Origin of the sequence: Gilliamella sp. B3482, from assembly GCF_026536805.1 — a bacterium.
Classification (GTDB): domain Bacteria; phylum Pseudomonadota; class Gammaproteobacteria; order Enterobacterales; family Orbaceae; genus Gilliamella; species Gilliamella apicola_E.
The window spans coordinates 366,491-378,661 of sequence record NZ_JAFNNL010000002.1 but is presented as its reverse complement, the minus strand read 5'-3'; the positions used below and the strand labels follow the sequence as shown (position 1 = coordinate 378,661).

The window sequence follows — 12,171 nt, the reverse complement described above, 5'->3', positions numbered from 1 at the left end:
GCGCAAAATATCAAAACTGACACAAAAAGCTAAAAATAATCAAAAAAAGCAAAAATATAATTGACCTATTTTGCTGACGAAGAAGTTACTGTTTTTATATTAAAATTTAACTAAACGCTTAGGAAAAGACGATGAATAGGCAGTTAAAATAGACTTGTTTAGTATAAAAAATTATATCAAATAACCACAGATTGATATTAGAAAAGATATAAAAATGAGCGATTTCAATATTCCAAAAACCCCACTCCTCAACTTTTTTTTCTAAAAAAATCCTTTATCCGATAAAAACAATTCCACATAAAACTAAATTTGCGACATTTACTCTTTTTTAATTTTTTAAATTCTTGTACAGACTTAATTAATGGAACATCGGTTTTGAATATTTTTTTCGGCGTCTTTCGTTTTTGACTTTCTCTTTTTTTTAAATAGGCATCAAAAGTATTGAGTATATTAATCATTATAAAAAACAATAGGAAGATTAATTCCACAATCCTTAAATAAATAAATTGCTCAAAAGTGACTTTAAACATTCCTTTGCCGTTACTAAGTAAAAAAACTGATCCAGTATAAAATATAATTTTATATTAAACAATTTTAGCCAATAATGAGTAAAACATTGGGCACTTAATAGTTTTAATCCCCTTTCCTCAACTTTTATAAACTAATTTTAGGCAATGGAAAAAGTTAACTAATCCAATTTAGGATGTTGATCGACAAGTTCTTGTCGCTTATTTTGTAGCGCCTCGATCTGCTCATCAATATCTTCAACTTCCTCTTCAATCGAATCAAAATGTTCAGATAGAAGTGATTGCGCTTCGTCTCGATTGGCGGCGGTTGGATTAGTGCCGTGTAAAGGTTTATTTGCTGTTTCATGCATAGCAAGCCCAGTAATCACACCAATGAATCCTGCTAACATTAAATTGTAAGCGGGCATATATAAATTACCAGTTGACTCAACAAGCCAAGCCACAAATGTTGGCGTTACCCCGGCAATAATAATTGCAACATTGAAAATGCTTGCAATAGCGCTATAGCGAATATTAGTTGGAAACATTGCTGGTAATATTGAGGTAATAATCCCAGTAAAACAGTTGATAAACATGGCCAAAATAAATACGCCTAAAAAAACCAAAGGTATTTGCTGGCTATTAATTAACATAAATGCAGGATAAGATAATAGCAATAAACCAATACTTCCAATTAAAATGAAAGGTCTACGACCCACCTTGTCACTTAATAACCCGATAATAGGTTGAATAATTAACATACCGACCATAATCGCAATAATAATAAGCAAACCTTGTTCAGTATCATAATTCAAATTATGTGCTAAATAGCTCGGCATATACGTTAGCAACAGATAAAACGAGACATTTGTTACAATAACCAACCCCGCACAAATTAAAATATGCTGCCAATATTTACCGACAACTTTTTTTAGTGTTGATTCAGCCTTATCTTGCGACTCTCTGGCTTCAAGGTGTTGTTGGAAAGTTGGCGTCTCTTCCGAAATATGATGTAGGATAAAGCTAATGATCCCAAGCGGTAAGGCTATTAAAAACGGAATTCGCCAGCCCCAACTAAATAGCGCCGATTGACTGAGTAACATTGATAAAAACACCACTAGCCCTGCACCAATTATAAAACCCACCATTGAACCAAAATCAAGCCACCCACCAATAAAACCACGTTTACGATCGGGCGAATATTCGGCAACTACCGTTGCTGAGCCAGAGTATTCCCCACCAATTGAAAACCCTTGGGCTAATTTAACAATCAACAGCAACACAGGCGAAGTGATACCAATCGTATCATAAGTTGGAATCAACCCAATACAAAATGTGCTTAACGACATTATCACTAAAGTGATAGATAGCACTTTTTGGCGACCAATATTGTCACCAATTAAACCAAAAATAATCCCACCTAAAGGGCGAACAAAAAAAGGAATAGAAAAAGTCGATAACGCAGCAATAATCTGCACGCTAGGTGAAACATGAGGAAAAAACACCTGCCCAATAATATACGCCACAAAACTGTATACCCCAAAATCATACCACTCAATAGCATTACTAAATGCCGATGCCCAAGTGGCTTTTTTTAGCTGATTGTCATTAATAATAGGGATATCATCAATATCCAAAGGTTTATTATTCGATTGCGCCATGAAGTACCGCCTTTAAAATTCATTAATATAAAAATAAATAACCGGCTACCATGCCAAAGATAAACTAAATCAAATTATGTGAGTCAGATGAGATTTTAAATTTAATCACACCAATTTTACTTATTCAATTGATGCGATATAGGTAAGAATTATATACCTAAAAAAAGCAAAAATAACCCATTTATCACATCCTCTTTTTATGATGAGTAGTGCTAGTAACCTCATCTATTATCCTTTAGAATGATGTTACCAAAACTGATGAGGTATTCCCTATGAGATGGAGAGGCCAAAGAGAGAGTGATAACATTGAAGATCGCCGCTCACAATCAGGAAGTGATATTGGGACACGCATCCCAATTGGAGGTAAAGGTAAAATTGTTTTATTTGTTGTTGTATTAGTGGCAGGCTACTATGGCGTTGATTTAACTGGTTTGCTCGACAGCAATGTGATTGATTTGGATGATTCCACATCAACAAGCCAGATTGACAACACCCCTATTAACGACGCAGATAAATTTACTTCAGTAATATTAGCAAGTACCGAAGATTTCTGGCGCGAACAATTCCAAAAATTAGGCAAAACCTATATTCCCCCTAAACTTGTACTCTATAACGGAGCAACTCAAACCATGTGTGGCACCGGGCAAGCCATGATGGGACCATTCTATTGCAATCTCGATAAAACGGTTTATCTTGACTTATCATTTTATCAAGAGATGAAAAGACGCCTAGGTGGCGGAGGTGACTTTGCACAAGGTTATGTGATTGCACACGAAGTTGGGCACCATGTACAAAATTTACTTGGCACATTTAATAAAGTTGAACAATTATCGCAAAATCAATCTACACTAATCCGTAACCAATTGTCGGTCAAACTTGAATTACAAGCTGACTGTTATGCGGGATTATGGGGCAATGGCGTGAAAAATATTTTAGACGCGGGTGATATTGAGCAAGCCCTCAATACTGTGCAAGCAATTGGCGATGATCGCCTACAACAAAATAATGGTTATATTGTTCCTGATAGCTTTACTCATGGTACATCAAAACAACGCTATACATGGTTTAAACGTGGTTATGACAGTGGGTCGATGGATCAGTGCAATACATTTATTCAATAAGGAAATATAAGAAAAGGAACCAATATGTCAAAAAAATTAGTCAACCGAGTACTTTTAGTCAATGATGATGGCATTGATGCCCCTGGAATTCAGATTTTAAAAAGCGTGGCTGAAAACATAGCAAACGAAGTTTGGATTGTCGCACCTGTTGTTGATCAAAGTGGCGTTTCTTGTTCAGTTAGTTTAAAGTCGCCATTTCGCGTTCAAAAACGTAGCAATACAGAATACGCAGTCTACGGCACCCCTGCTGACTGCTCACTATTTGCCATAAAATCACTAATGGCTAATCAATTACCCGATCTCGTGCTGTCAGGAATTAATAATGGATCTAATTTGGGATTTGAAACAATATTATCGGGCACAGTGGGAGCAGCAATGATGGCAATGACGCTAGGCGTGCCAGCCATGGCGCTAAGTCAAGTCAGCAGTGAAGATAACACACCAACCAATTGGCACTGTTCAACTCATCTTGCTGAATCGATAATCAGACAACTCTACCCCCTTTCAGATAAGACTTGCTTCAATATCAACTTCCCTAATTGCCAAGCCGATCAAATAAAAGGGATAAAAATCACAAAACAGGGCGAGCCGGATGTAAGCCAATTTGTTATTGCAGAAACTCAAGATCCAGAAGGTCATGACTACTTTTGGTTTAGAGCTAAACGTAACCAAAGTGTAAAGGTTGATATCGACAAAGAGCTTGATGCAGCTAATGATGGTTATATTGCTATTACACCGTTAAATTATGAACGTACTAATTACGCGTTATATCAACAAATAAAAGCAACGTTTAAAGTATAAAACTTAGATATTGTCTATACGTCTTCCTAAATCACTCAGGAAGACGTAAATAAATTATTTCTTCACTAAAGCACAGAATAAAAACGAAATCGTCACCATCACTAAACCAATCCAATAAATCACTTCATGCCCGTAAGCTTGTGAAACAAAACCTTGAATGATACCAGCTAAAATGACACTGCAAATAATACCATTATTAAATAGCGTTGAAGCCACGCCCATACGAGTTGGTAGCAAATCTTGGAAATAGATAATACCAATGTTAGCAACAATCCCAATAAACAGCCCATTAAAAAGTTGCAACACATATAACATGGTTGAATCTTTAAACAGAATCATCCCAATATAAAATAAAATTCCGCAAATTATAGCGATAAAAAATAGATTTCGCTTACCTAACACGGGGACCAAATAACCCGCAATAATCATAATAGGAATTTCAATCCCTGCCGCTAACCCCATCAACCCACCAGGTAATGAATCAGATAAGTGCAGAACCGTTTCTACATAAATCGGCATATCGATGATATACATCATATTAGCGGTCCACATAAAAATGGTAGAAATTAGCAAACACATGACATTACGATTAGTAAAAATTGATTGGTTTGCCACCGCTAACTCATTAGCAGTAAACGAACTGATAACCTTTTTTTCAATGGGTGGTAAATAGATTGCTACCACAATCATCGAAATAATAAACATCGACATTGCACACAAATACATGATGGTAAAACCGTACTTGATCGCCAAAGCAAAAGATAATGGGGGGCCAATCACCCACGCTAATGACAACTGTGCACGAATCAGAGAATTAAAGGCAACCGCATTACGTCCACTCTTTTCTGCATACTCACGCGCCATAGCAAAAATCTGTGGCATCGCGGCAGACGCTAACGCAGAAAAAAATACGCCCAAAGTAATTAAGACATAATAGTTGCGTGAAAAGGCAAAAGTCAGACTATTTGCCAACCCCATCAAACAACAAAAAATAACAATCTTACGCCTATCACCCTTATTGTCTGAATACTTAGCTAACAGATAACTACCAATAATACTGGCTAACGCATTAATCGAATAAAACGCCCCCACTAAGCGAGGGTCAGCGCCAACTTCAAACGATAAAAAACGACTTAAAGTAGGTGATTGCAAAGCACCCGCCACCCCAATAATAAAGGTCGCCACTAAAAAAGCACCAAAAACAACACCCGATTTTCGAAGGAATGAAGAAGTCATAAAAGCCGATTTACCATGAAATTAAGTGCATCAATTATACCCCTAAAATTAGTGGGAATATAGGCGTATTTAAATAAAGGCTTTTTAAACAATCCATCAACATTAATACTATAAATGTAATAATAAATGGTAGATTTAAGGCTTAAAAAACCCCGCTCCTCAACTTTTTTTAAAACGTCTAGAATTTAATCCACATATCAAGTAATTCAAGCATCTCTACAAAATCGCATTTCATCGTTGACTCTTCAAGTAAGCTATACTTTTTAACACTATAGTTCCTAGCACTTATTCCCTCGTTCAAAAAATAAAAAGGCTAAGGCCAGACACAAACCATCAGACCTGTAAAGTAATTCGATGAAAATAGAGAAGCACCTACCGAGCCATTTCTTGGATTAACAGTATATTTACGGCTTTTTCCCGGTAACATATGCCCTTTTTCCTCACTAGTCCAATAGTCATCGAATCCAAAATTAGCTTTAGAATATAGGCCCATTGTGCCCCACTCACTAAAGAATCCTGCGCCAATTATACGCTGAAAGTAATTATTCGGTGATGAAGGTATTGCGCCGACTGCTCTTTTACACTCACTATTAACATTTAACCCATTACAAGAGGCATTAGTTAAATCTTTAACCTTGGCTAAACGTAAACCTTGGTCACTACAGACAGATAATGCTTTATTATAACTATAATGTCTATTATCGGTATAAAACCACTGCTTTAACACAAAACCATACTTAACAATTTCATTACCACGACCGTCACGACCAACTAATTCAAAAGTCTGGGGTAAAGATGGTCTAAATAGACTATTTAAACCGTAACGTGTTAATGTAACTCGAACACCTGTTCTTGATGAATTTGTCATAGTAGCAGTGATGCCTTCATGTGAAACAGGAGCCCAAGATAAAGCCTCATTACTACCAGCAATGTCTAAGTCAAAATACAAATCGTTAGCGCCAGTAGTTGGAAAATTTAAACCATAAGATGACGGATTAGTTGATTGAGTTATAAAGCCCTTATTTTCATTCCAAATAGAAGCAGGACCACGGACTTCATTAGAATAATCACGTTCATTAATTAAAAAATACTTTAAATTAGGTCTAGCAAAACAAACCACAGCCCTTGCTTGTGGATTGATATAATAAGTAACATTACTTGCGCTGAAAATACGACTACTTGGAACGCCATAACGAGTACTCAATGTACCGTCAGTGCTGGTTAATTTAACCTGATAAGGCGCCTTACAAATATCTGGAACAGTATGACGTGTGACGGGCTGATTATATTTATCAACGATAGATAAACTTAAACTACCAGTAGCGGTAACGTCAGTATCTCCATCATCATCTCCCCAATAATTATAAGGCGGACCGATTAGAGAATTTAAAGCAACTGAATTAGTATAAGCTGGAACCAACATACCAATATCAGCAAAACTTTGACCTGCAACAGGCAACACGATTGGCGTTGTAAAAGAAGTATTAGTTGAAGGCGTGTATTTAACACCATTAGATAACGTAATCCCAAGCAGAGCATTAGTATCAACAGCACGAGTACGACCACCATCAAAGGTTAAATAAGGTGCGCTACCTTGAATCGGATTTTTTGTAGTCTGTGAAGTTAATGCGAGACTAGAAAAAGGATGTAAAATAACCGAACCTAAAAAAAACCACCAAGATAATTTAAAAAAATAAGAGGATCGAAAAGCGGATCGCGCGATAATTCGCAGAATTCCACATAATTGCGTGGAAAAATAAATCTCGGTGTAAAATGAACGTTGGAAGCTGAAATTAGACGAATTTAAATTAGAGGTTGGCCAAGTTGCCTGTTGCCTGTTGCCTGTTGGAAATTATAAAACATTTTCGACAATCCTGTCAAGTAATTTTCTGATTTATTTGGAATTTTATACTTAATACTCAATTTCTGGTCACTTAACTAAAACCGTGTAAAAAGTATAGTGATTGGAAAAACACGATGCAACACTTTTTTTTCACTCAATTACGTTAATTTTCGTAAAGAGGATCTGAAAAGGATCTAAAAAATAACCGGTTATATGCTGTTTTAATTGAATATATCATCATTACAATTTTTTAAAATTAAGCTTATTGATCCTTGAAAATTTTATTCAAGAGCTTTGAATAAGAAATTTAGTAATTTTGATATTCTAATAATTTTTTTAATAAAATTTAGAACCTCAAAAACCCCGCTCCTCAACTTTTTTTGATGTAAAAACGGTTACTGAAAAACGCCACAGTTTAAAGCGGAATTATTTACTTGAGGCAACATTGCAAAGCAGAATTTAGAACCCCAAAAACCCCTTTTCTTAACTTTTTTTAAGATAAAATACCTAAAAAAATAAACCCGCCGAAGCGGGTAATTGAAGCGTCGCTAAGCCACAAAATCGCTTTTTTATAGCTCAGCAACATTGAGAGTCAGCTTACTTTTAATAACTTAATATTATCTTTCCCCACCCTACCCTAAAAATTAAGATCGAAGAAATAAATACTAAGGATAGGTACAAAGACCGAGCGCTAAGAAGTAGTTATGATGCGGACGACCGTCGAATGCGTCCACGACAAACGCGTCGCCATTAGTAGCGATGATGTCACTAGTCCATACCGAATCGAAGTTGAATCCAACGCCAGAATAATCGTTCATAAAACCCCACTCAGTAATAAAGCCAGAACCTATATGACGCATGTAATGTGCACCTGATGAGGAAGGGGTGGCGCTGACATAATAGTTACAAAAAGGGTCGGATTGCTTATTAGGACAAGATGAATTGGTTAAATCCTTTACCTTAGGAAGGCGATAACCTAGACTATTACACCAAGATAAAATATTAGAATATGGTTTAAAGTGAAAATACTCAGAACCTCCTTTGACGAACCATTGCTTTAATCTAAAACCATATTTAACGGCAGGGTTACCTTGACCGTCACGACCGACCAACTCGAATGTCTGAGGCAAAGAAGGTGTAGAAATACGATCAGGATTGTCTGAATTAATATGGGATGAAGTAGCGAAAGGACCAGTTAAAGTAACGCGTACGCTTGTAGCTGTAGAATTAGACATTGTAGCAGTAATACCACCATGAGATACCGGAGACCAAGACAAAGGTTGACTACTACCAGTAATGAGTAAATCAAAGTACAATCCATGAAGACCTGTAGTAGGAAAGTTTTGACCGTAAGAGGATGGGTCTGTTTTTTGAGTAAGAAAACCATTAGCAGGGTCCCATATCGAAGCAGGACCAGCATAATCATAAGATGGGTAAATAAAATCATCACCAATCTTGCCATACATTAAACTAGGCCGAGCAAAACAAACCACAGGCGTAACTTTAGGAATAACGTAATAAGTCACACTACTTTCACTGAAATCCCTACGATTAGGAAACCCGTAACGAGTAGCTAATGTGCCGTTAGTACTGGATAACGTAACCTTATAAGGAGAATTACAAGTCGTTAACACAGAATTACGTGATACAGCTTGATTATTTTTATCAACAATAGATAAATTTAAACTACCTGTAGCAGTAACATCAAAATCACCATCATCATCCCCCCAATAATTATTAGGAGGACCAATAAGAGCGCTTAAAGTGACTGAATTAGTATCAGTAGGGATCAACATATCTATATCAGCAAAACTCTCACCGGCAGTAGGCAACTCAATTGGTCTTGAAGAAGATGAAGTATTGTTTGAAGGTGTGTATTTTGAGCCATTAGATAAAGTAATCCCAAGCAAGCCGCTTGTGGTTATTAAACGTGTGCGTCCTTCGTCTAAGGTAAAATACGGCGCACTACCCTCAATCGGATTTTTTGCAGTCTGTGAAGTTAATGCATAACTCGAAAAAGAAAGAAAAATCGCCACGAAAAAAACAATCTGCTGGGGTAATTGGGGAAAATGGAAGGATCTAAAAAATGATCCGGAAAACGATCGTACGAAAATTCGCAGAATTTCACTTGATTGCGTGGAAAAATAAGTTTTAGTGAAAAATTTAAACTGGGTGCTGAACTTAGACGAATTTAAAAGATAGGTTGGCCAGGTTGCCTGTTGCCTGTTGCCTGTTGAAAATTATAATGCATTTTAGACTACCCCGTCAAGTAATTTTTTGATTAATTTGCAATTTTATACTTTTTTGTCAAATTTTAGCCTATTAACTAAAACCGTGTAAAAAGTATAGTGATTGGAAAAACACGATGCAACACTTTTTTTCACTCAATTATGTTAACTTTCGTAAAGACGATCTAAAAAAGATCTAAATAATAATTCACTATACGCTGTTTTAATTGAATATATTAAAATTACAAATCTTTAAAAATGTAATTAATGATCCTATTAATTTATTCTAATTTTTGAAATTAGCGATTTTGATCATTTAATAATGTTTAAACTTAATTTATGACCTCAAAAACTCCACTCCTCAACTTTTTTTAGAAAAGTGGGTTAAAAATATTTCTTTTTGTTTTTTTGAGCGTACAATAAAAATCATCCACGAATAGAGGTAACGTTATGTTATATAATAACAAATCTACGCAATCCCATCACGATAATCACGACCATTGTCATGGAGATTGTCATAATATTGCACATAATCATATGCATGATTCTCATAACGAAAGTCCAACAGTATCTTGTGATGGACATAACCATGGACATGAGATTGAAGATCCTCCCGAAGAGCCTGAGCGGAGTTGCCAAGGCGTTAAATTAACTTGGAAAATTCAAGGTATGGATTGCGCACATTGCGCAAGTAAAATCGAAAACGGTGTTAAAACACTGCCCAATATTAATCAAACCAAAATTATTTTTTCAACTGAAAAGTTAATCGTTTTTGTTCCAAAACATGATGATGCGGTAATAAAGATGATTGAAGATAAAGTCGTAGAATTAGGTTATACCCCGATTTTTGAGGCGTCACCTAACCAATCCCATCACCACGAGCATTCACATAATTTTGATAAAAAAGCATTTATTCCCTTAGCCGTTTTAGGTACTTTAATTGTAGTAAGTTATCTTATTTTGTTGGTGAATCAGACTGCTGGCGAATATGCCTTTATTGTGACGGCTATTGTTGGAATTATCCCAATTTTGAAGGAGGCGATTGTTTTAACCCGTAGTGGCACTCCATTTGCAATTGAGTCGTTAATGAGTATATCCGCTCTTGGTGCGCTGTTTATTGGAGCAGCGGAAGAAGCTACCATGGTGATCTTTTTATTTATGATCGGTGAGATGCTCGAGGGCTTTGCAACGAGTAAGGCGAAGAAGGGAATTTCGTCACTAGTAGAGTTGATGCCTGATGAAACGGTGATTATTATCGATGGTAAAAGAAAAACAGTTGCCAGCCATACGTTAAAACCTAATGATATTATCGAAATTTCATCTGGTGGACGATTACCTGCTGATGTTATTTTGGTTAGCGAACAAGCCAGCATTGATGAGAGCGCATTAACAGGTGAGTCGATTCCAGTTAATTATTTAAGTGGTAATAAAATTTTAGCTGGGTCATTAGTGGTGGATAATACTATTCAACTCAAGGTGATTTCGGAATCAGGACAAAATGCCGTTGATCGTATTTTGCAATTGATTGAAGATGCCGAAGATCGTAAAGCACCTATTGAGCGTTTTATCGATAAGTTTAGCCGATATTATACGCCAGCAATTACGCTATTTGCGTTTTTAGTGGTGGTAATTCCACCATTGTTGACGGGTGCCGATTGGTATACTTGGATTTATCGAGGATTGACGTTGTTGTTAATTGGTTGTCCTTGTGCATTAGTGATATCTACACCCGCTGTTATTACCTCGGCTTTATCAAGCGCAGCTAAACATGGGGTACTGATTAAGGGCGGTGCAGCACTTGAACATATTGGTTCAATTAAGATGGTGGCATTTGATAAGACTGGAACATTAACTGAAGGTAAGCCACAGGTAACTGATGTCATTAATCTTCATTGTTCTAGCGAGGAGTTATTAGCGATTGTTGCCTCGATTGAAAGCGGATCACACCATCCTTTAGCTAAGGCTTTAGTTGATTATGTTAAGCAAAAACAGATCCATTTTGAGGAAGCTCAAAATCGTAAGGCGATTGCTGGCGTTGGGATTCAAGGTGAATTAGATCAGCAAATTTATTTTATTGTCTCTCCTAATAAAATTGAAACCGTATCAACGGCTATAAGTGCTAAAGATGCTGAAACTATCACTCAACTCGAAAATGGTGGTAAGACCGTTGTGGTGGTTACAACCCATCAGCAGTTGTTGGGGATTATTGCTTTGCAAGATGTGCTACGAAGTGATGCTGTAGCTGCTATAACTGAGCTTAAGCAACTTGGTTTACAAACATTGATGTTAACCGGCGACAATCAACGTGCAGCAAAAGCAATTGCAGGGCAATTAGGCATAGATTATCGTGCTGAGTTGTTGCCAGCAGATAAGCTAGCAGAAATCGAAAAAATAGGTCAACATACGTCTATTGCGATGATTGGTGATGGAATTAATGATTCCCCTGCTATGAAGGCTGCAACTGTCGGTATTGCTATGGGTACTGGTACGGATGTTGCACTTGAAACAGCCGATGCCGCTTTAACCAAAAATAGTTTATTAAGTTTACCTAAATTAATTCGTTTAACTCGCTTCGCTAATTGTAATATCAAACAAAATATTACAATTGCCTTAGGAATTAAGTTGGTATTTTTAATTACTAGTTTATTTGGTATTACTGGGCTTTGGCTTGCAGTATTAGCCGATTCGGGTACCACAGCGATTGTTACAGCCAATGCTTTAAGATTGCTTAAGGTTAAAAAATAAGGGTGAACAGCTAATTTTAACTGTTTCCTA

The 12,171-nt window shown here is 36.5% G+C and carries 7 protein-coding genes; 3 read left to right on the top strand and 4 right to left on the bottom strand.

The window, feature by feature from the left end:
* Nucleotides 1–688: 688 nt before the first annotated feature.
* Nucleotides 689–2,167, bottom strand: a complete 1,479-nt coding sequence (proP, locus tag J3U18_RS04890) for a glycine betaine/L-proline transporter ProP (protein ID WP_267353099.1) — start codon at nt 2,165–2,167, stop codon at nt 689–691.
* A 272-nt stretch (nt 2,168–2,439) separates the two neighbouring features.
* Here proP and J3U18_RS04885 point away from each other — a divergent pair, with 272 nt between their 5' ends.
* Both J3U18_RS04885 and surE read left to right on the top strand, forming a co-directional pair.
* Nucleotides 2,440–3,288 (top strand): neutral zinc metallopeptidase, encoded by an 849-nt coding sequence (locus tag J3U18_RS04885; protein ID WP_267353098.1) that lies wholly within the window; start codon nt 2,440–2,442, stop codon nt 3,286–3,288.
* 24 nt (nt 3,289–3,312) lie between these two features.
* On the top strand, nt 3,313–4,089 hold the full coding sequence (gene surE / locus J3U18_RS04880; protein ID WP_267353097.1) for a 5'/3'-nucleotidase SurE: 777 nt from the start codon (nt 3,313–3,315) through the stop codon (nt 4,087–4,089).
* 54 nt (nt 4,090–4,143) lie between these two features.
* Here surE and J3U18_RS04875 read toward each other — a convergent pair whose 3' ends face one another.
* The 3 genes from J3U18_RS04875 to J3U18_RS04865 form a co-directional block, all read right to left on the bottom strand.
* On the bottom strand, nt 4,144–5,325 hold the full coding sequence (locus tag J3U18_RS04875) for an MFS transporter (protein ID WP_267353096.1): 1,182 nt from the start codon (nt 5,323–5,325) through the stop codon (nt 4,144–4,146).
* Nucleotides 5,326–5,638: 313 nt separating this feature from the next.
* Entirely contained in the window at nt 5,639–6,787 is a 1,149-nt protein-coding gene (locus J3U18_RS04870; RefSeq protein ID WP_267353095.1) for a hypothetical protein, read from the bottom strand.
* 1,046 nt (nt 6,788–7,833) lie between these two features.
* The gene (locus J3U18_RS04865) at nt 7,834–9,204 is read right to left on the bottom strand and encodes a hypothetical protein (RefSeq protein WP_267353094.1); all 1,371 of its coding nucleotides are present in this window, start codon (nt 9,202–9,204) and stop codon (nt 7,834–7,836) included.
* Between the two features lie 642 nt (nt 9,205–9,846).
* On the opposite strand from J3U18_RS04865, the gene J3U18_RS04860 reads away from it, so the two are divergent.
* On the top strand, nt 9,847–12,141 hold the full coding sequence (locus tag J3U18_RS04860) for a zinc/cadmium/mercury/lead-transporting ATPase (protein WP_267353093.1): 2,295 nt from the start codon (nt 9,847–9,849) through the stop codon (nt 12,139–12,141).
* Nucleotides 12,142–12,171 lie beyond the last annotated feature (30 nt).